Raw genomic sequence first — 24,508 nt, 5'->3', positions numbered from 1 at the left:
ATGGTATTTAGGATCGGTATTTTAACAGCCTTACTGCTATTACTGAGTGGCTGTGCTCAACAGCTTCAATCACAGCAGGGTGCGGCAGCTGCGATGTCTGCTTCGCCTCCAATGACTGCTGCTCCCCCAATGTCTGCCGCGCAGAGAGCGCAACAAGATGCGGCGGACCAGCACTATCAGCTGTTGCTCTCAGAGGTGCAGCAAGCACCAGAGCCAAGGCGACTGGCCAGTTTGCGGCAGGCCTATACCAAAACCTCAGCTTACCGGCCATACAGTATGGTGGAGCGGGCACTGTCCAGCCTGATGTTTGAAGCTATCGCCAAAAAAGACTGGCAGCAGTGTCTGAGCCATACGTCGAACTTGTTAGCGGAGCAGTTTATCAGCTTAAACGGCCATTATGGTGCTATGGTCTGTCAGTTTGAGTCGGGCAATACCGAGCAGGGCGAGTATCATCAGGAAGTGTTAGATGGTCTGATGGCGGCGATCTGGCAAAGTGGAGATGGTAAAACGCCGGAAACCGCATTTTTCTGTACCAGCACCACTGAACTTTACGCCTTTATTAATCTGCATGGTTTTAATGCGAAGGCTCAGGCGCTGGTGTGGCACGAAGAGCAGCCATATGATTTGATGACCATCGTTAATCCACGCGATGAGCATGAGTTTAGCTGGTATTTTAATATCAGTGCCCAGATGGCGCGTGGTTTCGTTAAATAACATAGCTGAGTCAAATTGCTGAGTAATGGCCCTGATGCAAGAACGTAATCTGCGCAATTTCTATATCCCGGAAGAACAGTCGATCTATCTGCTAAATGCCAATGACGCGAAAAAGCTGAAAGATTGGGTGGCGCTTTGTATCAGCAAATTACAACAGCTGGGATACCGGGATATCCATTTACTCGGTAAAGGTGCTTATGGTTTTGCCTTTGCCGGCTTAGGCATTAATGATGAATGTTATGTGTTTAAGTTCTCGCGGATCAATCTGCCGCAGCATATTCAGGAACGGCTTGCCGATGAAGCCTATATGCTTTCGCAGGTACAACATCCGGCGGTGCCGCGTTATATCACCTATCAGGTCGTGCGCAAGCAGGGCATTCTGATGATGGATCGGGCGCCGGGTATCGATTTAGAGCAATACAGCCTGCAGCACGGCCGTTTACCGGTACGTTTGCTGGTAGATTTGGCGGCACAACTGGCTGAGTTGCTGCAATATTTACGTAGTATCGAAAAAGACGGCTCGCCGGCGCCGATCGTCCATGGCGATATTAAGCCGTCTAATCTGGTGTTTGAGGAGCAAAGCGGCCACCTGAGCCTGATTGACTGGGGCTCCTCGGTGTTTGCTCAGCTGGATCATGAGGGGCATTATCTGTCGAATAATGTGATGCAGCTGATGTCAGCCGATCTGCAGCACTCCAATGCCCGGATGGGTGATGTCTATTTTATTGGCCCGGAACAGCGCAGCGGTCAGTTATCCAGCCCGCGCTTTGACGAGCAGGGTGTCGCCAGTACCCTCTATGCGCTGGCCTCGGGGCAGGCCTGCCGCTTCGGCCGCAAAGCTATTCCGGCACGTAGTCTGGGTTTGCCGCTGGAGTTTGCCACCATGCTTGATAGTATGCTGGCCGATGATCTGACATTACGCCAGCAGGCCGGTGATTATTTTATTAAGCAGATGCCGCGCTTAAAGCAGTTGGTATTACCGGAGCTGCCGCTGTTTGATGACAGCCCTGTATTGCCGGTTTGGGTAAGCCCACAGCGGCGTGAGCTGGATACCGTGGTGTACTCGTCGCGCAAATCCTTTTTACGCGAGCATAACGAAGAGCTGGATATCGCCTACGTCGATGATGTGCAGCTGGAACGCTATTACAAAAACTATCTGGAAGGGATGGGCGAAACCGAAAAAGCCTTTATCGCTGCCGTCAGCCGGCTCGGGCGCTATCCGGTCGTAGGCGGTTTAGCCATCCACTGGCAGGCCGGCGGCATCTATATCGACAGCAGTCTGAATTTATATGATCAGAGCCTGAGTCAGGCCTTCGCGTTGGCGGTTAATAATGTGGTGACGCTGGCCCGTGCTATCGGCAAGGTCGGGATCTTTAAAGCCTGTCTATTTAATGCCCGCAATACTATTCATATTAGCCGCGCATCGGAAGCTGAGCCCTTTGTGGCGCCAGCAGAGAGTCGTATTCCGTATCAGCTGGCGCCGGTACTCAGTGCAGAGGAAGCCAGTAAGCAGCACTCTTACTTTGAAGATGGTAAGGATCCGGATGAGCAATTGGTATTACCCGATGCCATTATGGACGATATCGCGCGGCTTAACCTGATCCGGCATACCGGTTGTATTATCTTTGAGGTCACGCCCTTATATATGAAAATCCACAGCTACTACCGCCTGCTGGATCCGGCGGCTGAACCAGAATTTAACCGGCTACTGCAGAGTATTCTCAGTAAGGTCGGTTTAATCAGTGGTGACGGAGTTGGGGGCTTTATGAAGCTGCCATATAAAGACACCCGCAAGTTCAGTCATCAGAGTCAGGCACCACAGCTGTTGTATCCCGCCAATCCGTTACAGTTTAACGCCGCGAGCGGCCCTTGCTGAAATAAGCAGCAATTAACGCTGTTTAGTGTACTGACTGCGCCTGGCCGCCAGCGCGACGCGCTAAAAAAGGTTTAAATTAGTGCTTAAAACAAGTAATGTACTGCTTTTGACCCTAACTCACTTTACGAACGAAGATGTCGAGCGAAAAACACGCACTCTATGCTGAATTGCTGCAGCAGGCTAAGGCTTTGCTGCAGGAAGAAACCGATGTGATTGCCAATATGGCCAATTTCAGTGCTTTATTATTTCAAAGCCTGCCCGATTTAAACTGGGCAGGCTTTTATATTATGCGCCAGGGCGAACTGGTGCTGGGGCCGTTCCAGGGCAAGGTAGCGTGTGTGCGGATCCCGGTAGGCAAGGGCGTTTGTGGCACCTGTGTCGCAACGGGTGAAATCCAACGCGTTGCCGATGTGCATGAATTCCCGGGGCATATCGCCTGTGATGCTGCCAGTAATTCAGAGATTGTGTTACCGGTACGGCAAGGCGGTGACATTATTGCGGTACTGGATATCGACAGTCCGTCACTAAACCGCTTTGACGATGCCGACCAGCAAGGTCTGGCGGCACTGGTGGCGGTATTTGAACAAGCCTTGGTTGCCGCCTGATGAAAGACTTGCTCTCAGTGCAGGATTACCTGCTGCAGGTGGAAGACGTCGGTGACTGGGATGGCGAAGAAGAGCTGGTTGCCGATAAATTTAATACCATAGTGCACGCAGTGTGGGATGCGCTACCTGATAGTTTAACCACTAAGCACATTCGCCAGTTAATGCCACTGTTGTGGGAGCAACTGCGTGGCGATACGGTATTACTGGATGCTGACGAAGACGAACTGATTGATTGGGCACTGTCCTATATCCAACAACAAATAGAAGAAGGCATGGCTGACGATGAGCCTGCTGATGAAGAAGAGTGAATGCTGCATGACAATTGCTACCCCTGTAACGGCTGATACCCCTGTAAATTCTGAACTGGCGACGCCGGTAGCGGAAAAACCAGCGAATGTAAAAGAGGTTTTAAGCTTTTTAACCGCAAATTTTCCGCTATGCTTTATTAGCGAGGGTCCGGTAAAACCCTTAAAAGTGGGGATCTTTCAAGATCTGGCAGCTCGCCTGGGTGAGGATGCCGCTGTGAGTAAAACCCAATTGCGGCAAGCGCTACGGGTTTATACCTCAAGTTGGCGTTACCTGGAAGCCACCAAAGAAGGTGCCAGCCGGGTCGACTTAGATGGCCAGCCTGCTGAGCTGATAGATGCTCAGCAAGCGGAGCATGCGGCAAAATTATTGGCAGAAAGTAAACAAAAAGCCGCTGAGAAACGTAAGATCCGGCAACAGGAGCAAAAAGCGCTGGCGGCAAAGACGGTGCAAGCTGAAAGAAGCCCGGGCGCAGCTAAACCGGTACGGTCAGAACAAAAAAGACCGAACAAAAACCCTAAAGCTGCCTCTAAGAGTGTGAAAGCGCCGGTTAAAGCGGTACAAAGCCCTGTCGTTAAACCTGCTGCGGCTGCGGTAGAGTTAGCGGCGTTAGCACCGCAACACACAGTGGTCGGCGCTAAGGTGCTGGTGAAGTTAGGCTCAAGTCCAATGCCAGCGACAGTAACAGAAGTAAACCTGCCGGATGTGACGGTACAGTTAAACTCCGGAATGGTGATCAAAACACGTCAGGACAGCCTGTTTCAGGCCTGACGCAAACTGAGAGTGTTATGAAAAAATTTTCCCTGATAGCTGTTGGTTTATTTTTAGCACTTGGCGTTGCTGCAGAGACCACAACGCCGGTTGATATCAGCGCCTTACCGGTCATTAGCCAGTCGCCACAACATGCGACTGCCAGCAAACGGGTAGCGGCAACCTTTACCCGGGCCCACTATTTACCGGTGCAGTTGAATGACGAGCTGTCAGGGCGAATTTTTGACCTCTACCTGAAAAACCTTGATTACTACCGTAACCACCTGTTAGCCAGCGATGTCAGCGACTTTGAGCAATATCGCAATCAATTTGACGATGCGATCAATCGTGGCAACCTGAGTTTTGCATTCGATTTCTTCAATTTGGCGCAGCAACGGCGTTTTGAACGTTTTGATTTTGCCATCCAGCAACTGGAGCAAGAGCACAATTTTGAAGCCGATGACTATTACGTTTATGACCGTGAAGATGCAGCCTGGCCTTCAGACCGAGCCGAGTTGGATGAGTTATGGCGGCAACGGGTTAAGTTCGACTTACTCAATTTAAAACTGACCGGTAAAACTCTGGCGGAAGCCAAAGAAATTTTGGTTAAGCGTTATCGCAATACGCAGAAACGCCTGATGCAAACGAATAGCGAAGATGTATTCCAGTTAGTCATGAACTCGTTCGGCAGAGCGGTAGAAGCCCATACCTCCTATTTATCTCCGCGTAATGCCGATCGTTTTCAGCAGGAAATGAACCTGCAGCTGGAAGGCATTGGTGCGGTACTGCGTGCCGATGAGGATTATACGGTAATCCAAAGTCTGGTGCCGGGTGGGCCGGCGGATCTGACCCAACGCTTAAAGCCAAAAGATCGTATTATTGGCGTAGCGCAGGACAGTAAAGATTTCGTTGATGTTGTAGGCTGGCGCCTGGACGATGTAGTGGATCTGATCAAAGGTCCCAAAGGTAGTAAAGTTCGTTTACAGGTACTGGGCGGTAGTGATGTAAACAGCCAGACTCAGGTGGTGGAGATCGTTCGCGATAAGATCCGGCTGGAAGACCGGGCAGCAAAATTTGAAGTACTGGAGCCCAAACTAGGCGAATTAACGTCTAAAGTTGGCGTCATTAATATCCCGGGCTTTTATAACAATTTGTCTGAGGACGTGAAAAAGCTACTGGCCGAGGCGAACGAGCAAAAAGTTGAAGCTCTGATCGTTGATTTACGTGGTAATGGCGGCGGCTCCCTGCAAGAAGCTACCCTGTTAACCGGTTTATTTATCGATCGTGGTCCGGTGGTACAAATCCGATATGGCGATGGCAAGATTGGTCTGAATGGTGATAGCGATGGCGTTTCCTTTTATGATGGTCCGCTAACGGTACTGGTTGACCGCTACAGTGCCTCAGCCTCTGAGATTTTTGCTGCAGCGATGCAGGATTATGGCCGGGCCCTGGTGATAGGTGAGCAGACCTTTGGTAAGGGAACTGTGCAGCAACATCGCGGAATAGGTCGGATCTACGATATGTTTGAGCAACAGCTCGGTAGTGTGCAATACACCATGGCGAAGTTCTATCGCATTAATGGTGGCAGTACCCAGCATAAAGGTGTGATTCCGGATATTAGCTTCCCGTCGGCAATCGACCCTGCGGACTGGGGTGAGAGTAAGGAAGACTATGCTCTGCCCTGGGATGCGATCACCCCGGCGCAGTATGCGGCGCAGCAAGATCTGCAACAGGTTATCCCGACGTTACAACAAAAACATTTGCAGCGTATTGCGAATGAAGTTGAGTTTCAGTACCTGGCCGCCGATATCGCTGAATATCAGCAGCAGAAAGATGAAAAGCGGGTATCGTTAAATAAAGCGGAGCGCATTGCTAAGCGTAAAAGTGATGAGGCCAGGGCGTTACAACGTACCAATGAGCGGTTGAAACGTCTGGAATTACCTGCGGTTACTTCGGTTGACGACGCACCTGAGGTATTGAGCAAGCTGGATCCATTTTTAGAAGAAGCTGCCCATATCACGTCAGACTGGTTGCAGTTAAACCGGCTGGCCAAAAAGTAAGTCAGCATAAGCGAAAAGGGCGGTGTTAACCGCCTTTTCTCAATAATGATAATACGTATTACAACAACATAATAATTATAAAGGTTAACTATGTCGGGAACACGTCAATCCGTGCACGGCCTTTGGTCGAGCCGTCTGGCTTTTATTCTTGCCGCCACCGGTGCTGCAGTCGGCTTGGGAAATATCTGGAAATTCCCCTACATTATGGGTCAGAACGGCGGCGGTGCCTTCGTGCTGGTTTATCTGCTGTGTATTTTACTGATCGGTATTCCGGTTATGATGTCGGAAGTGTTGATTGGCCGGCGCGGCAGGCAGAGCCCCGGTTTATCAGTAAAAACGCTGGCCTTAGAGGCTAATGGCAGTACCCGTTGGCAACTGGCGGGTTGGAGCGGCTTAGTTGCCAGTTACCTGATCCTGTCATTTTATGCGGTGATAGCCGGCTGGGCACTGTATTACGTCTTTAAAACGGCCAGTGGTGATTTTGTCGGCATGCCAGCCGCAGAAGTTGGCGCTGAGTTTGGTAGTTTTATCAGCAACCCGCTGTTACTGATTGGATTTTCAACTGTTATTCTGGCGGCGACAGTGTATGTGGTGGGGCGTGGTGTGCACAAAGGTCTGGAGCAGGCAGTTAATTATTTGATGCCAGCCTTATTTGTACTGCTGCTTGTGATGGCGCTTTACTCTGGTTTCAATGGCGACTTTGCGCAGGCCGCTGAATTTATGTTTAAACCGGATTTTTCAAAGCTGACGGTGAACGGCGTCTTGCTGGCATTAGGGCATGCCTTTTTCAGTCTGAGTTTAGCTTCTGGCGCTATGATGATTTACGGGGCTTATTTGCCGACTAATGTGTCTATCGGTAAAACAACGATATTAATTGCACTGTGCGATACGGCCGTCGCTCTGTTGGCTGGTTTGGCAATATTTCCACTGGTATTTGGTTATGGACTAACGCCGGCAGAAGGGCCAGGGCTGATTTTTGTTACCTTACCGATTGCTTTTGGTAGCATGCCATTTGGCACGCTGTTTGGTACGCTATTTTTTGTGATGTTGGTGTTCGCCGCTTTTACCTCTACCATCGCCATGATTGAATCGACCGTTGCCTGGTTGGTCGAAACCAAAGGCTTAAAACGCTATCAGGCGACCATTGCAACCGGCTTGTCGCTGTGGTTACTCGGTTTGCTGACGGTATTCTCCTTTGCCGGTGCCAGCTGGGCCAGCCTGGACTGGACTATTCTTGGTAAGCCAATCAGTAACTTTTTTGAGCTTAAAGATTATCTGACGTCCGCAATTATGTTGCCGGTGGGAGGACTCTTTATTGCAATCTTTGTTGGTTGGGTCATGACGGAAAAAGCGACCCGTGAAGAACTGGCAACGACACCCTTTGCCTATCAAATCTGGCGTTTGGCTATCCGTTGGTTAACGCCGGTGGCGGTGATTATCGTATTTTTAAATCTGATCGGCGTGCTGGACTGGTTCCGCAGCCTGACTAACCAGTAAGCGGAGCATGGTGAACATGGAACAAACTCAGCTACGAGCTCCAAGCTTGCTGGATGCCATTCTACCGATGCTGGTGCTGATTCTGTTATTGGCGGCGTCGGTCATACTTTTTGGTAGTGACTCGTCTTACGGGCCAAATCAAATCGCACTCTTTATTGCCGCTGGTGTCGCGATCATTATTGGTTTGAAAAACGGCTACAGTTGGTCTGATCTTGAAGCCGCGATGGTAAAGGGCATTTCGCTGTCATTGGCGGCCGTACTGATTTTACTGGCGGTCGGTGCGCTAATCGGTACCTGGCTCTTATCCGGCACAGTACCAACCTTAATCTATTATGGTTTGCAGGTACTGAGCCCGAGCTGGTTTTATGCCGCCAGTTGTATCCTGTGTGCCGTAGTCGCGATGAGTATCGGTAGCAGCTGGACTACTGCTGCCACTATCGGCGTCGCGCTGATTGGCGTAGCCACGGGTTTGGGGCTGTCACCGGCAATTACTGCGGGTGCCATTGTCTCCGGTGCCTATTTTGGCGATAAAATCTCGCCGTTAAGTGAAACGACAAATCTGGCGCCCGCCGTAGCCGGTGCAGATTTATTTCAGCATATCCGGCATATGTTGTGGACCACCATCCCCAGCATTGTGCTGGCCGTTTTTGGTTTCCTGATTATCGGTTTTAATACTGAAGTTAGTGCAGATCTGCAGCAGGTACAACAAATCAGTGCGGTACTGAACAGTCAATTTAATATCAGCCTATGGACGCTGGTACCGTTGTTTGTACTGTTATTTATGGCAATGCGCAAAGTGCCAGCCTTTCCAACCGTTTTTATCGGTGCTTTATTAGGTGGTGTCTGGGCAGTGTTGTTCCAGCCAGAGCTGATAAACCGCTTAGTCGATGAGCAATTACCTGCCGCCGTTGCGGTGGCAAAACTGGTGTGGCAAACCCTGTTTGCTGGTTTTAGCATCAGCACAGGCAATAAAGATATGGATGATTTGCTCAGTGGTGGTGGTATGGCGAGCATGCTCAACACCATCTGGCTGATTTTCTCGGCGATGATGTTTGGCGCTGTGGTGGAACATATTGGCCTGCTACGGAAATTTGTGCAGTCAATTCTGGCGTTCGCCCGTAGCACCGGCTCACTGATTACCAGTACTATGGCAACCTGTCTGGCAACCAATATCCTGACCGCCGATCAGTATATGTCAATTGTGATGCCCGGCCGGATGTATAAAGAGGAGTATGAGCGTCGCGGCCTGGCACCGGTCAACTTATCCCGGGCTCTGGAAGATGGCGGCACCATAACCAGTCCGTTGATTCCGTGGAATACCTGCGGTGCCTATATGCATGGTGTGCTGAATGTTAATCCGCTGGATTACTTGGTCTATGCCTTCTTTAATTTGATAAACCCGGTGCTGGCGGTGATCTATGCTTATCTGGGGGTTAAGATCCTCCGCTTGACGCCACCCGATGCGGTGTTGCCAGGTTTGGCCGGTAAAAATAGCTAAGAAAAAAGCCTGAAGAGATTCAGGCTTTTTACCTTAAGACAGTATATGAAGTAGGGATCTGCAGTATGAGTGAAATCCGTCAGCCAAAACGTTTAGTTGACTATCAAGCCCCGGCTTTTGTTATTGAGCAAACCCTGTTACGTGTGGAATTGGATCCGGTCGCAACCCGGGTCTACAGTAAATTAAAGTTCCGACGGCAGACGGCTGGCAGTTTGTGGCTGGATGGCCAGGCGCTGCAGTTAATCAGCATCCGGCTAAATGATGCACCGCTTGGCGAAGACGCTTATCAGCTTAGTGATAAAGGGTTGGCGATTAATGAGCCGGGTGACGTTGGCATCCTGGAAGTGGTAACGCAACTTAACCCGGAACAGAATACTGCGCTAGAGGGGTTGTATCTGGCCGATGGCGTCTATTGTACTCAGTGTGAAGCTGAGGGTTTTCGGCGTATTACTTATTATCCGGACCGTCCCGATGTGCTGTCAGTTTTTACGACTACTATTGTCGCAGACCAGGCTCAGCTGCCGTTTTTACTGTCCAATGGCAATAAGATTGCCACTGAACAATTAGCTGATGGCCGCACAGCAGTAACCTGGCATGATCCTTTTCCTAAACCCAGCTATTTGTTTGCCCTGGTCGCCGGTGATTTTGATGTGCTGGCGGATCGCTTTGTCACCGCCAGTGGCCGCGAGGTGGTGCTGGAATTTTTTGTTGAAAAAGGCAAGGGCCGCCGTGCTGCTTTTGCACTGGCTGCGCTGCAGCGTGCGATGCGTTGGGACGAACAGCGGTTTGGTCTGGAATATGACTTGGATCGCTATATGGTAGTGGCGGTTGATTTCTTTAATATGGGGGCCATGGAAAATAAAGGCCTGAATATTTTTAACAGTAAATATGTACTGGCGGATGAACAAACTGCCACCGATAACGATTACTATCATATCGAGTCGATTATTGGTCATGAATATTTTCATAACTGGACCGGTAACCGTGTCACCTGCCGCGACTGGTTTCAGCTGAGTTTAAAAGAGGGGCTGACGGTATTCCGCGATCAGGAATTTAGTGCTGATATGGCTTCTGCCACCTTAAGCCGGATAGATGCAGTGAAGCTGATTCGCACCGCACAGTTTGCCGAGGATGCCAGTCCTATGGCGCACCCGATCCGTCCAGAGCAAGTATTGGAAATGAATAATTTCTATACCGTCACCGTCTACGATAAGGGTGCTGAGGTGATCCGGATGTTGCAAACGCTGCTCGGACGCGAGCGTTTTACTGCCGGGCATCAGCTATATCTTGAACGTCACGATGGTCAGGCGGTTACCTGTGATGATTTTGTGCAGGCGATGCAGGATGCCAGTGGTGTTGATTTACAGCAATTCCGCTTGTGGTACAGCCAGTCCGGTACGCCAGAAGTTAGCGTAACTCAGGTTTACGATGCCGCTGCGCAACAATTACGCTTAACCTTGACTCAGCATACGCCGGCAACTGCGGATCAGCACAGCAAGCAGCCATTGGTGATTCCGGTAAAAATCGAAATTTTGCAACCACAAACAAAGCTGCGCCAACAAGCCTTGCTGGTGCTAACGGCAGCGACTCAGGAATTTGTGATAGCTGAGATTGCGACAGCACCCTTGGTGGTTTGGCTGGAAGATTTCTCGGCACCGGTGAAACTGCACTGTCAGTATACAGCAGAGCAGTGGCTCAGTATTGCCGCACAAGCCAGCAATGGCTTTGCCCGCTGGGATGCGATGCAGCAGTATTGGAGTTTGATGCTGCGTCAGGCACTGCGCAGTAATGAGCTGCCGCAACTGTCAACTGAGTTGCTGGCTTTCTATCGTCAGTTATTGCGTCAGCCGCTGCAGGACCTGGCGTTGACCGCGGAACTATTGCAGTTACCTGATTTTGAGACCTTGGCCGGGCAGTATCAACCGATCCCGGTTGATGCCTTGCTGGATGCGTTACAACATTTGACTCTTCAGCTCGCGACGCTATTGCAGGATGATTTTAGCTATTGTTATCAGCAGCTGCTGTTTGCACCCTATCAATATCAACAACAGCAGGTAGGGCAACGTGCGCTGAGGGGGCTGTGTTTAAGTTATCTGGCTCATACCGATGCTGGTGAGGAGCTGGTGGAGCAGCAGTTTCAACAGGCTGATAATATTACCGATCAACTAGCGGCGCTGCGTGCTGGCCAGTCAGCGGTACTGGCCGCAAACGACAGCCGTTTGTCCCGGTTGGCTGAGCGCTTCGCTGACGATGTGCAAGTCTTGGATAAATACTTTAGCCTGGTCGCAACCCTACCGAGTGAGCAGGTGTTTACCAAGCTGGAGCAGCTTACTGCGCATCCGGCCTTTAGCTGGAAAAATCCGAACCGGGTTCGGGCTCTGTTCTCTGCCTTTTCTTTGCGTAACCCACAGCAGTTTCATCGTGCTGATGGCCAGGGTTACCGCTTAGTGGCCAGTGTCGTAGCCAGATTAGATGCCGTGAACCCACAGCTTGCTGCCCGCCTGATCACACCACTACTATCATGGCAACGTTATGATCAACACCGTCAGCAGTTGTTGCGGCAGCTACTACAGCAGTTAGCCAGCGGTAGTGCTATGTCAGATGATCTTTATGAAAAGGTGAGTAAGAGCCTGACATGAACCGTAGCTATCTGTTTGGCGCTTTTTTATCAGCAGAAAAGTGCCAGCGCTATTATCGCGGTGAGGTGCGTTATGTCATCGTCACTGCGGACAGCGGCGAGCGTATCCAGTTAGCCTTCCGGCATTTCCAACCCTATTTAAGCCAGCTGGGGATCCACGGTCGTTTCAGGCTGACCGTAAATGCGGCGGGGGATTTTTTGCAGCTGGAAAAAATTAGTTAGAGTATATACTTTAAACGCAAGATTAAAACATTAGCTTGCTTTATTAGCTGGTTTGACCTTTAATTTCATTAGCTTAGCCCGTGGGGCAGCTGGTCTGATCTCCATGATTAAACTAGCTGACGGCAGCAGCTGAGAGTTCTCAGTGTAAAAGGGCAAAAAATGAATAAAAATCAACAGATTTACCTCTTGGCAAACCTTGCTAACGCTTACAAATGATGTAATTATTTTAATGAAAGGAACTGATGCGGCTATGATGGCGGCTCAGGACAATAAATAAAAAAGAACATATAACTACCTGTCGGGACAGGGGGGGAGACAACAAAATGAAGAAAAGGCCAATCCGCTTTGCTAAAAGCCCATTGGCAGCCGGTATTACTACTGCGCTGTTAATGCTGTCTTATGCACCGGCTCAGGCAGCCACATTCAATTTCGGTGATGTTGAAGTGGTGTTTGACTCAACTTTCTCTTACGGTGCCAGCTGGCGTACTGAAGAGCGTAACTGGGATACCATTGCAAAAGTTAACCATCCACGCTTTAACTGGACCGGTTATAACGCTGCGACCAACGTGATCTACCCCTCCGCAGATATCTGGGCTCAGCCAGGCGGCTATTCCAGCAATGGTGATGCTGGCAACCTGAATTTTGACCGTGGTGATATGTTCAGTAGCATGTTCAAAGGCTTACATGAACTTTCAATCAAAAAAGATAATATCGGTTTCTTTAGCCGTTTTATGTATTTCTACGACACGGCGTTAAATGATGGCAAATTTGCTTACACCAACCCGTTAAGCGGTAACAAGGTTGACCCTTGTGAGGATAAAAGATCCAGTGAGTTAGCCTGTAAAGACGTGCGCCTGCTGGATGCTTACATTTATGGCAATTTCGCCTTTAATGATGGCATGAACCCGGTCACTGTCCGCGTTGGTAACCAGGTACTCAGCTGGGGCGAAAGCACCTTTATTCCACACGGTATTAATATCACGCCGGTCGATGTGGGTATTTTGCGGGCACCGGGCGCTGACTTAAAAGAAGCCTTTATCCCAACTGGCATGGTGACTTTAGCGGTCGGCTTAACAGATCAATTGTCAGCTGAACTGTTCTACCAATACAGCTGGCAGGAAAGTTATTTACCCCCCCCAGGCACTTACTTTTCAACCAACGACTTCGCGGGTCGCGGCGGTTATGCGCAGAATATCCAGTTAGGTTTCTCGGGTAACCCGGATATCGATTTGGCTTTCGTGTTACAAAACCTGAATGGTTTAGGTGCGGCGTTAGCTGCTGGTCAGATTACGCCGACGCAGGCGTCGCAACTTTATCTTGCTTACCCAACTAAGGTCGCGCTGCGCCCGGCGGGTGATGCGGGTGAAATCAAGCCGGAAGACGGTGGTCAGTACGGTGTGAAATTAGAATATTTTGCGCCAAATCTGGGTGATACCGAGTTTGCGTTGTACTATATGAACTACCATAGCCGGGTACCTGTTATTTCCGGTGTGGCATCAAACTTTGGTGCTGCCGCCATCCAGGCCGATCTGGGTTATCTGGTACAGAACGCTGGCAACCTGAGCGCTCAGAACGTGCAAAACCTACGCGCTTTCTCCAAAGGCTTACTGGAGTATCCGGAAGATATCAAACTGTATGGTTTTAGCTTTAACACCAACCTGGGCACCACCTCAGTCGCCGGTGAAATTGCTTACCGTCAGGACGAGCCACTGCAAATTGACGACGTAGAAATTCTGTATGCCGGTATGCCGGAGCAGCTGGCTAATGCGGGCATTCGTCCGGATCTGGCCGGGATTTCACAATTAGGCCGTTTTATTGGTTCGAAAGCCACTCCAGGCAATTACGCGCAGGGTTATATTCTGCGTGACACCATTCAGGCACAGATGACCTTTACCCACCTGTTTGGACCAAGCTTAGGTGCCGATAACTTTACGATGTTAGCGGAAGTAGGTGGTATCCGCATCAACGATATGCCAGCTGAAGATGTACTGCGTTTAAACGGCCCTAATACCGACCGTAGCGGTGCGCCGCTGATTGGCGCCAATGGTCCGTCAACCGGTTTACACACTGGCTTATCAAATGGCCCGGAAACCAATCCATTCCCAACAGCGTCAGCCTGGGGCTACCGTATTCTGGCCAAAGCCGATTATAACAACGTATTCGCCGGGGTGAACTTATCACAGCGTCTGGTGTTCTCACATGATGTGAACGGTATCACGCCTGATCCACTGTTTATGTTTGTTAAAGATCGTAAGTCTGCGTCTTACGCGGTGTCTTTCGATTACCTGAACAAATGGTCTGGTGAATTAAGCTATAACTGGTTCTGGGGTGGTGTAGGTACGACTAACAATACCGAAGACCGAGATTTTATTTCTTTCAATATTAAATACTCTATTTAAGGGACGAGCGCGAATTATGAAAAAACTCACCCTGTTAGCATCAGCCGTAGCGCTGGTGTTCAGTTGTAACGCCTTAGCGAAGTTACCTGCCGATCAGGTTGCGCGTCTGGGACAAGATTTAACGGCGGTTGGTGCTGAGAAGGCGGGTAATGCTGCCGGCACTATTCCGGAATGGACTGGCGGTATTCAAGCCGCCCCTGCTGGTTATAAACCTGGCGATCATCACCCCAACCCCTTTGCTGACGATAAGGTATTGTTCACTATCAGCAAGGCGAACCTGGATCAGTACCGTCAGTTTTTAAGTCCGGGCCAGATTGCCTTATTTGATCTGTATCCAGATACCTTTAAGATGAACGTGTATCCAACACGTCGCAGTGCCTCTTTTCCGCAATATTTCTATGATGCGACTAAACGTATTGCTGCGCAGGCCGAGTTGGTGCAGGGCGGTAACGGTCTGAAAAATGCGGCTATTGGTATTCCGTTCCCAATCCCAAGCAACGGTCTGGAAGCGATATGGAACCATATCGTCCGTTACCGTGGTGTTGCGGCTAGCCGTAATGGTGGCCAGGCTGCACCAACTGCGCAGGGCGCTTATACCATTATCGGCTTTGACGAGCAGATTATGTTTAAGTATTCCCACCCGGATGCGACCCCTGAAGTACTGCAAGCAGAAAACATCCTGTTCCGCTTCAAGCAAAGCGTAACCACACCAGCCCGTTTGGCCGGTACTGCGCTGCTGGTACATGAAACCATGGATCAGGTGGCGACACCGCGTCAGGCCTGGACTTATAACACCGGTCAGCGCCGGGTTCGTCGTGCACCAAACGTAGCTTATGATGCGCCGGGTACGGCCTCTGATGGTCTGCGTACCACCGATGACTTCGATATGTTTAACGGTTCACCAGATCGTTATAACTGGGAGTTAAAGGGTAAGCAGGAAATGTATATCGCTTATAACGATTACAAGCTGCACAGCAAAGAGTTGAAGTATGCCGATATCCTGATGGCTGGCCATATTAATCCAGAGCACGTACGGTATGAAAAACACCGGGTCTGGGTGGTTGAGGCAACGCTGAAAGAAGGCACCCGCCATGTTTATGGTAAGCGCGTATTCTTTATCGATGAGGATAGCTGGCAAATTCATGTTGCCGATCTGTATGACAACCGTGGCGATTTATATCGCGTAGCGGTAGCTCATGGTCTGAACTACTACGAAGTGCCAACACATTGGAGTACGTTAGAGGTTTACCATGACTTGAACTCGCGCCGTTATATCGCGATCGGTCTGGATAACGAAGATCGGATGTATGATTTCTCGGTAACCTTGTCAGATAATGATTTCACGCCAGCCTCGCTGCGTCGTGAGGGGACCCGTTAAAGTGGAAAGCTGAGAAAGGCTGGCGCAAGCCAGCCTTTTTTTTAACTGCAGGCGCCTGTCGTCTGGCCTTGATAAACTGAGTGTGTGACTGATTTATGCATAAGTATTTACTTGCCGGCTGTTTGTCGGCGTTAGCCTTGACACCACTGGCTGCGGCGATGACCGAACAGTCGGCTTTGCCGCCTGGCGAGGCCAAACCGGCCTTTATGGTACCGCTGGCAGCGAAAAGCTTACTGACTGATGTGGTGGAAATCACCAACGGTCAGTTTGCAGCTGTAGGCGACCGTGGTCATATTTTGCTGAGTCAGGATGGCACGAACTGGCAGCAGGCACAGGTGCCTGTGCAGTCACTGTTAACCTCAGTGTATTTTACTGATGCGGATTATGGTTGGGCGGTCGGGCATGATGCCACCATTCTGCATAGTCAGGATGGCGGAAAAACCTGGCAAATCCAACAGTTTTTGCCGGAAACAGATAAACCGCTGATGGATGTTTATTTCTTTGACCGGCAGCGCGGTATGGCGGTCGGTGCCTATGGCATGTTCTTTACCACTAATGATGGTGGTAATACTTGGGACAAGGCGTTTTACCTGTCACTGGCCTCGGTTGATGATCAGGAGTTTTTGGCAGAGCTGGAAGAGACCGATCCGGAAGGTTATTTACTGGAGCGTGAGTCAGTATTACCGCATTTTAACCGCTTAATTGTTGCTGGTCAGCAAATCCTGATGGTCGGCGAAGCCGGTTTTGTTGCCATCAGTGAAGATGCCGGTGAAAGTTGGCGCCGGCTGGAGGAGTTCTATAATGGTTCTTTGTTTGATATTCACCGCACTCAGGCCGGAACGCTGCTGGTTGCCGGTTTACGCGGTAATCTGTTCCGAAGCACCGATAATGGCGAAAGCTGGCAAGATATTGCGCTACCGGTGTCTGCGACCTTGAACAGTATTTTTGAAGATGACTCGGGCAAGCTTTATTTGGCGGGTAACGCCGGGGCGCTGTTATTAAGCGAAGATGACGGACTGAACTTTGTTGATCAGTCACAGGCCGACGGCCGCGCGGTATTAAATGGTCTGGCCATTGCAGAACAGGTGTTGCTGGTAACTGAAGCCGGTGTAAAACTAACTACGATAAATAAGTCTGAATAATATGAGTATGAATTGGCTGGTAAATAAGTTTGAGTATAGCCTGTTCCGTCATCGCTTAGTGGTGCTGGTGCTGTTTGCGGTCGCGACCCTTGTCTTGTTGTGGCGGGCAACCGATATCAAACTGGATGCGGCTTTTAGCAAAAACATTCCGCTAAAGCACGAATATATGCAAACCTACCTGAAACATGAACAGGACTTCGGTGGCGCTAACAATATTCTTATCGCGATGTGTGATGCCAGCGGCGATATCTTTAATGCCAACTTCTTCGATAGTTTACGTCGCGCCCATGATGATGTGGTTTATACCCCCGGAGTGGAGCGTGTGCTGGTTAAATCCCTGTTTAGCCCGAGCACCCGCTTTATTGAGGTGGTCGAGGATGGTTTTGCTGGTGGACCGGTTATCCCAGCCGACTTTACACCGGATGCCGAGGGCTTAGCGCGGGTGAAAGAAAACGCCGAGAAAGCCGGTGTTATCGGTCGCATGGTCGCGGATGACTATAGCTGCGCCATGATTACGGCTTCGTTACTCGAATACGATCCGGAAACTAACCTGCCGCTGGATACCATCGCCTTTGCCGGTAAACTGGAAAATGATATCCGCGCCAAATACCAGACCGAACAGGTTAGTGTGCATATTATTGGCTTCGCCAAAATGGTTGGCGATGTGGCAGAAGGCGCTAAAGGTGTCGTTGCCTTCTTCGGTGTGGCGATCGTCATTACGACCTTTATGGTGTTCCTGTTCTGTCGTTCGGTGATGTTGACGGTATTACCGATAGCCTGTTCACTGATTGCCGTAGTCTGGCAGATGGGCTTGCTGACGGTGCTGGGTTTTGGCATCGATCCGATGTCAATTCTGGTCCCGTTCTTAGTCTTTGCCATAGGCGTAAGTCACGGCGTACAGATGATTAACTCCACCGGTAAAAGGGTAGCTGCTGGGATGAATGCCAAAACTGCAGCCCAGGCCAGTTTCCGCAAACTGTTGATCCCAGGTGGCGTGGCGCTGTTATCTGATACAGTCGGTTTTTTAACGTTATTGATTATTGAAATCGGCGTGATCCGTGAGCTGGCCATTACCGCCAGTTTGGGTGTGGCGGTCATTATTCTGACTAACCTGATCCTGTTACCGGTGCTGATGTCTTTTGTACGCTTTAGTAAAGCCTATCAGGAACGGGTAGCCAAGCCGAATGTGGCAGCAGATAAAGCCTGGTATGCGTTATCCGCCTTTGCCACGCGCCGTTACGCTGCGGTGATCCTGGCCTGTACTGCGTTATTGTTTGCTTATGGCTATTGGCAGAGCCAGCAACTGAAAATTGGTGATTTGCATGCCGGTGCGCCGGCGCTGCACGAAGACTCACGCTATAACCAGGATACTTTTTTAATCACTGACCGCTTTGCGATCTCAGTCGACTATATCAATGTGATGGTTGAGAGTATTCCCAGTGCCTGTACCCATCATGACATTATGGATCGTATCGATCAGTTCCAATGGCTGATGGAAAACGTACCAGGTGTGCAGTCGGCGGTATCCTTGCCGTCGGTATCAAAAGTGATTAACGCCGCCTATAACGAAGGCAACGCTAAATGGCGGGTATTACCACGTAATGCGCAAAGCCTGGTGCAGGCGTCATCACGGGTTGAAACCAGCACCGGTTTATTGAATGCCGATTGCTCAGTGATGCCAGTGATGATTTTCCTCGAAGATCATAAAGCCGAAACCATAGAGCGGGTGGTTGCCGCAGCCAAGCAACATGGCGCTGAGCTGGGTGATGCGGATACCCGCTTTATGCTGGCAACCGGCCCGGCCGGTGTCATGGCTGCCACCAATGAGGCGGTAAGTGCCGCGCAGCAACCGATGATGTGGTACGTTTATGCGGCGGTGATTCTGCTATGTTTACTGAGCTTCCGCTCGGTGCGTGCCACCGCTGCAGTCATTATTCCGCTGTATGTGGTATCGGTGTTAGCTACTGCATTGATGACTAAGTTGCAGATTGGTTTAACCGTGTCGACATTGCCGGTTATTGCACTGGGTGTGGGTATTGGTGTGGACTATGGTATCTATATCCTGTCAACGATGAGCCAGCAGTTACGCGATGGTATGCCACTGCGTCAGGCCTACTTTGAGGCGTTAAAAGAGCGAGGCAGTGCGGTACTGTTTACCGGTATTACTCTGGCTATAGGTGTTAGTACCTGGGTGTTCTCGGCGCTGAAATTCCAGGTGGATATGGGGATCCTGCTGACCTTTATGTTTATCGTTAATATGTTGGGGGCAATCGTCGTATTGCCGGCACTGGCGGCTTTTTTCTGGCGCAAAAATAATTAGCCCAACAGAAAAAAATATAATTATGCAGCTTAAACAATGAAAATGGCCGAAAGGCCATTTTCTATTTAAACAAGCTGAATATTCAGCCAGAAATGCCGGTAATTCAGTGGTATAACCAGCGTAAAAGCCACAAATATCGCTTCAAAAGCGCTACAATAGCTACTACACTGCGCAGCTTAAAGTATCCCCGTTAATTTTGTGGATCCTGCAATGTCGCAGTGATTGATAAAAGGATGCAATAATGGCAAAGATAGATGGTCTACCCTCAGTATTACTACAAAATGTCAGCAAACTGATCAAACAAAAAGTAAAAGAACAGGTTGAGTTAGTCGATAAATTTGCCCATACCCTGTATGGCAATATGTCGAGTGAAGATTTAGTGGGTCGTAATGACAGCGATCTGTACGGCGCAGCCTTAAGTTTGTGGCAAACCTTTAATCAACATGCCGAGCCAGCAGCGCGCATCCGGGTGTTTAACCCGGAAATTGCCCGTCACGGCTGGGAGTCAAAACACACCATTGTCGAAATGGTGGTGCAGGACATGCCGTTTCTGGTGGACTCAGTGCGAATGGCATTGAGCCGGCATAATATTGCATCTCATCTGTTACTGCATTATCCGCTGCAAACTAAACGTGATGCGGCGGGTAATATTACCGATTTTGCCAAGCTGGGCCGCTTAAGCGATGCCACCACACAGCAAACCGTGTTTCATATTGAAATTGATCGGATGACGGACAGTGAGGCCATTGCCGCATTAAAAGCCGAGTTGTTATCGGTGATGGAAGATGTCTCTCTGGCGGTTCAGGACTGGCAACCGGCGCGGCAGAAGCTGCTGGACGTGATCAAAGCCTTACCTAAGCATGCCGGTAAGGCATCAAAAGACGAGTTAACCGAGACCACAGAGTTTTTAAACTGGTTGGCCAAAGATAACTTTACGCTGTTAGGTTACCGCTCCTACGATATCAAGCCGGTCAAAGGCGATTATCAGATTGTCGGTGAACGTGATTCGGCCTTAGGCCTGATGCGCCGTTCAGAGCCGCGGGATCTGATGCTGTCTGAATTACCGGAGCGCGGCCGCCAGCAGGCACTGAACAGCTCGCTGTTAATTTTAACCAAAACCAATGCCAAATCCCGTGTACATCGCCCGGCCTATATCGATTATGTCGGTATTAAACGCTTCGACAAGAGTGGCAAAGTAGTGGGTGAAGATCGCTTTATCGGTCTGTACTCCTCCAGCTTGTATAACAATTCTGCGGCAGAAATCCCGTTGTTAAAGGGTAAGTTAAAGCAGGTGATGGAGCGCTCAGAATTTGCGGTCGGTACTCATGCCTATAAAGCCCTGCTGAATATTTTAGAAACCTATCCACGGGATGAGCTGATCCAGGCTAATGTCGATGAGCTGCTGGATGTCAGCCGTGGCGTACTGCAAATGCAGGAACGTGATATGACGCGTTTATTTGTGCGTGAAGATACCTTTGGCCGTTTCGTCACGGCAATGGTGTATGTACCACGCGAGCGTTATAACACTCAGCTGCGTAAAGACACCCAAGCCATACTAGCACGTGCTTTAGGTTCAACCGAGCCGGTTGAATTTACCACTTATTTCTCTGAATCTGTGTTGGCCCGTACTCATTATCTGGTGCGGATCAACGATAGCCAAGTTGAGTACAACGTGAAAGAAATCGAACGAAATCTGGTTGAAGCGGCCCGTACCTGGGAAGACAAACTGGAAGCTGCCCTGATCGGGGTTTATGGTGAAGCGCGCGGCCGTGAATTAAGCCGCAAGTACGTTAATGCGTTCCCGCGGGCCTACAAAGAAGATATGCTGCCCAATGACGCGCTGGTCGATATCGGTAAGCTGGAGTCATTATCCGCTGACCACAAGCTGGAGATGCTGTTCTACCGGCCACAGGAAGAAGGGCGTGACAGTAAAGCAGTGCGTCTAAACCTGTTCCACAAAGACCAGCCGATCCATTTATCCGATGTGCTACCCATGTTGGAAAACTTTGGTCTGCGGGTAATTGGTGAAACGCCTTATGCGGTGAAGTGTCCGGATGGCTCGGTCAGCTGGATCCTGAACTTCGCGATGGAGCTAAATGGCGAGATCCCGACTGATTTTGCTGCTGCCTCACAAAGCTTTCAGGATTCTTTGACCAAGGTGTGGGCAGGCCAGCTGGAAGATGACGGCTTTAACCGCTTGATCCTTGGCGCCGGTTTAACTGGGCGCGAGGCCTCCATTTTACGTGCCTTTGCTAAATATAAACGCCAGATCGGTGGCACCTTTAGCCAAAGCTATGTCGAAAGCACTTTTGCCCGTTATGCCACCCTGGCTGGCTTGCTGGTACAGCTGTTTAACGCCAAGTTTTCACCGTCACTGAAAACGACGGCTAAGCAGTTAGAAAAACTGACTGAACAAATTAATGAGCAGTTAGAGAACGTCGCTAATCTGGACGATGATCGGATTATCCGTCGCTTTGTCGATATGATTAATGCGACCTTAAGAACCAACTACTTCCAGAAAGCCGCAGATGGCGCTGACAAGCCGTATATCTCCTTCAAGATCAAACCTGATCTGATTCCGGATATGCCGCTCCCGATGCCGATGTTCGAGATTTTCGTGTACTCACCGCGGGTAGAAGGCGTGCATTTACGCTTTGGCAAGGTGGCTCGGGGTGGTTTACGTTGGTCCGATCGCCGCGAAGACTTCCGCACCGAAGTACTGGGCCTGGTAAAAGCACAGCAGGTGAAAAACACTGTTATCGTACCATCAGGCGCAAAAGGCGGTTTTGTCTGTAAGAAATTACCGGAAACCGGTGGTCGCGAAGCCTTTATCAATGAAGGCAAAGAATGTTACCGCACCTTTATCCGTGGCTTACTGGATATCACCGACAATATTAAACAAGGCAGTATCGTACCGCCGGTTGACGTGGTGCGGTTAGACGAAGACGATCCGTACCTGGTAGTTGCTGCCGATAAGGGCACGGCTACCTTCTCCGATATTTCTAACGGGATTTCGGAAGAGTACGGTTTCTGGTTGGGTGATGCCTTCGCATCAGGTGGCTCTAACGGCTATGACCATAAAAAGATGGGTATCACAGCCCGTGGCGGTTGGGAGGCAGTAAAACGCCATTTCCGCGAAATCGGTATCGATTGCCAGACTACTGATTTTACCTGCGTGGGTATCGGTGATATGGCGGGTGACGTCTTTGGTAACGGTATGTTGTTGTCGAAACACATCCGTCTGCAGGTTGCTTTTAACCATATGCATATCTTTATCGACCCGAATCCGGATGCAGCCAAGACCTATAAAGAGCGTGAGCGTTTATTTAACTTACCAACTTCAACCTGGGATGATTTTGATAAGTCACTGATCTCTGAGGGTGGTGGTGTCTTTGCCCGTAGTGCGAAATCGATTAAGTTAAGCCAGCAAATGAAAGATATGCTGGGCACGACCAAAGCCAGCATGACGCCAAACGAATTGATCCGTGAATGTCTGATGATGCCGGTGGATCTGATTTGGAACGGTGGTATCGGTACCTACGTTAAAGGTAGCAACGAAAGCCATGCGGAAGTTGGCGATCGCGGTTCAGAAGCCTTACGGGTCAATGGCCGTGAACTGCGGGCGAAGATTTTTGGTGAGGGCGGTAACCTGGGTTGTACCCAGCGCGGCCGGATTGAATTCGCAGCCAATGGCGGACGAATTAATACTGACTTCGTCGACAACGTTGGCGGCGTAACCTGCTCGGATAACGAAGTCAATATCAAGATCCTGCTAAACGCCTTAATGGCAGCCGGTGATCTGACGCTGAAACAGCGTAATACGTTACTCAATGATATGACGGACGACGTGGCCGCTATTGTTATCGGCGACTGTTACCGGCAGACTGAGAGCATCAGCTTGTCGTCCTTGCTGGGTTCAGAGCAGATCAAAGAATATACCCGCTTTATCCATGCTCTGGAGAAAGACGGTAAACTTAACCGTGAGTTGGAATTCCTGCCGTCAGACGATGAGTTAGCGGATCGGATGGCCAAAGGTATGGGCTTAACCCGACCTGAGCTGGCAATTTTAACCGCTTACGGCAAGATGGTGCTAAAAGAACGCTTGGTGACGCCGGAAGTGTCGGATAATCCGTTCTTCCAAAAATTATTGACCGGTGCTTTCCCAGCGATATTACAACAGAAGTTTGGCAAAGAAATTAGCCAGCACCCGCTGAAAGCGGAAATTATCGCCACCAAACTGGCGAATATGCTGGTTAACGAGATGGGCCCGAACTTCGTGCAGCGGATGTTTGAAGAAACCGGCGCCTCAGTGGCTGAAGTGGCGATTTGCTATGCCATAGTGCGTGAGTTGTTCGATCTGTCACACAACTGGAAGCAATTACAACAGCTGGATAATAAAGTCTCAGCCGCGCTGCAAAGCCGGGTGCTGTTCCAACTGCGCCGCACTATGCGTCGGGCTACCCGCTGGTTTGTACGTCACCGTGACAAGTCGCTGGACATTACCCAAACCGTAGATTTCTTCAAACCGGCGTACGAAGCGATTTGCCGCGATTTAACGCAGTATATTGCTGAGCGTGAAATGCAGGAACTGGCAGAAAAAGCACAGGAGCTGGTGGAGCAGGGTATTCCGGAGCAGGTAGCATCCTATGTCAGCCGGTTGAGTACAGTGTTCTCGGTGATGGATATCGCGCAGGTGGCAGATGCACAGCAAACACCATTGGCGATGGTCGCTGAAATTTACTTTAAATTAGGCGATAAACTGGAGCTACACTGGTTCCTGGAGCAAATTACCCGGCAGCCGGTCGCCAACCATTGGCAGGCTCTGGCGCGGGCATCGTATCGCGAAGAGCTGGATTGGCAGCAACGTGGTTTAACCTCAGTGGTAGTAAAAAGCTGCGGTACGGTGTGCAATGCTGAGGACATCATCAGCAACTGGCTGGAGCAGCACAGTGGTCTGGTAGAGCGGTGGCGCTTAATGTTGTCTGAGTTTAAGACGACGCAAAGCCATGAATTCGCTAAGTTCTCGGTTGCAATGCGTGAGCTGATGTTATTAAGTCAATCGGTCTGATGCTATTCATTAACTAGTAAAATCATTACAATACC

At 50.0% G+C, this 24,508-nt stretch carries 15 protein-coding genes; all 15 read left to right on the top strand.

Annotation, left to right across the window (positions count from 1 at the left end; all coding sequences use genetic code 11):
* Entirely contained in the window at nt 1–714 is a 714-nt protein-coding gene (locus AGRI_RS03600; protein WP_008983646.1) for a DUF4919 domain-containing protein, read from the top strand.
* 34 nt (nt 715–748) lie between these two features.
* Complete coding sequence (locus AGRI_RS03595; RefSeq protein ID WP_040291413.1) at nt 749–2,590, top strand: protein kinase domain-containing protein; 1,842 nt, start codon at nt 749–751, stop codon at nt 2,588–2,590.
* Nucleotides 2,591–2,724: 134 nt separating this feature from the next.
* On the top strand, nt 2,725–3,195 hold the full coding sequence (locus AGRI_RS03590; RefSeq protein ID WP_008983644.1) for a GAF domain-containing protein: 471 nt from the start codon (nt 2,725–2,727) through the stop codon (nt 3,193–3,195).
* The gene (locus tag AGRI_RS03585) at nt 3,195–3,503 is read left to right on the top strand and encodes a hypothetical protein (protein ID WP_008983643.1); all 309 of its coding nucleotides are present in this window, start codon (nt 3,195–3,197) and stop codon (nt 3,501–3,503) included. Before AGRI_RS03590 ends, AGRI_RS03585 begins: the two co-directional genes overlap by 1 nt.
* A 7-nt stretch (nt 3,504–3,510) precedes the next feature.
* Complete coding sequence (gene proQ / locus AGRI_RS03580; protein ID WP_008983642.1) at nt 3,511–4,272, top strand: RNA chaperone ProQ; 762 nt, start codon at nt 3,511–3,513, stop codon at nt 4,270–4,272.
* Between the two features lie 17 nt (nt 4,273–4,289).
* Nucleotides 4,290–6,311: a carboxy terminal-processing peptidase gene (gene prc, locus AGRI_RS03575; protein WP_008983641.1), complete on the top strand. Its 2,022-nt coding sequence runs from the start codon at nt 4,290–4,292 to the stop codon at nt 6,309–6,311.
* A 90-nt stretch (nt 6,312–6,401) separates the two neighbouring features.
* The gene (locus AGRI_RS03570; RefSeq protein ID WP_040291389.1) at nt 6,402–7,808 is read left to right on the top strand and encodes a sodium-dependent transporter; all 1,407 of its coding nucleotides are present in this window, start codon (nt 6,402–6,404) and stop codon (nt 7,806–7,808) included.
* Nucleotides 7,809–7,824: 16 nt separating this feature from the next.
* Nucleotides 7,825–9,306 carry a Na+/H+ antiporter NhaC gene (gene nhaC, locus AGRI_RS03565; protein ID WP_008983639.1) on the top strand — a complete coding sequence of 494 codons (1,482 nt, stop codon included), beginning with the start codon at nt 7,825–7,827 and terminating at the stop codon, nt 9,304–9,306.
* A 65-nt stretch (nt 9,307–9,371) separates the two neighbouring features.
* Nucleotides 9,372–11,945: an aminopeptidase N gene (pepN, locus tag AGRI_RS03560; protein WP_008983638.1), complete on the top strand. Its 2,574-nt coding sequence runs from the start codon at nt 9,372–9,374 to the stop codon at nt 11,943–11,945.
* Nucleotides 11,942–12,166 (top strand): DUF2835 family protein, encoded by a 225-nt coding sequence (locus AGRI_RS03555; protein WP_008983637.1) that lies wholly within the window; start codon nt 11,942–11,944, stop codon nt 12,164–12,166. Before pepN ends, AGRI_RS03555 begins: the two co-directional genes overlap by 4 nt.
* 323 nt (nt 12,167–12,489) lie before the next feature.
* A complete protein-coding gene (locus AGRI_RS03550; RefSeq protein ID WP_008983636.1) occupies nt 12,490–14,565 on the top strand; it encodes a DUF1302 domain-containing protein in 2,076 nt (691 codons plus the stop codon).
* Nucleotides 14,566–14,578: 13 nt separating this feature from the next.
* Nucleotides 14,579–15,943: a DUF1329 domain-containing protein gene (locus AGRI_RS03545; RefSeq protein ID WP_202800783.1), complete on the top strand. Its 1,365-nt coding sequence runs from the start codon at nt 14,579–14,581 to the stop codon at nt 15,941–15,943.
* 95 nt (nt 15,944–16,038) lie between these two features.
* The gene (locus AGRI_RS03540; RefSeq protein ID WP_008983634.1) at nt 16,039–17,085 is read left to right on the top strand and encodes a WD40/YVTN/BNR-like repeat-containing protein; all 1,047 of its coding nucleotides are present in this window, start codon (nt 16,039–16,041) and stop codon (nt 17,083–17,085) included.
* Between the two features lie 7 nt (nt 17,086–17,092).
* Nucleotides 17,093–19,405: an efflux RND transporter permease subunit gene (locus AGRI_RS03535; protein WP_202800781.1), complete on the top strand. Its 2,313-nt coding sequence runs from the start codon at nt 17,093–17,095 to the stop codon at nt 19,403–19,405.
* Between the two features lie 241 nt (nt 19,406–19,646).
* Nucleotides 19,647–24,473: an NAD-glutamate dehydrogenase gene (locus AGRI_RS03530; protein ID WP_008983632.1), complete on the top strand. Its 4,827-nt coding sequence runs from the start codon at nt 19,647–19,649 to the stop codon at nt 24,471–24,473.
* Nucleotides 24,474–24,508 lie beyond the last annotated feature (35 nt).

This window comes from Alishewanella agri BL06, from assembly GCF_000272005.1.
GTDB classification, from domain to species: domain Bacteria; phylum Pseudomonadota; class Gammaproteobacteria; order Enterobacterales; family Alteromonadaceae; genus Alishewanella; species Alishewanella agri.
The sequence above is the reverse complement of the archived record's forward strand: the minus strand, read 5'-3'. Positions and strand labels throughout refer to the sequence as shown.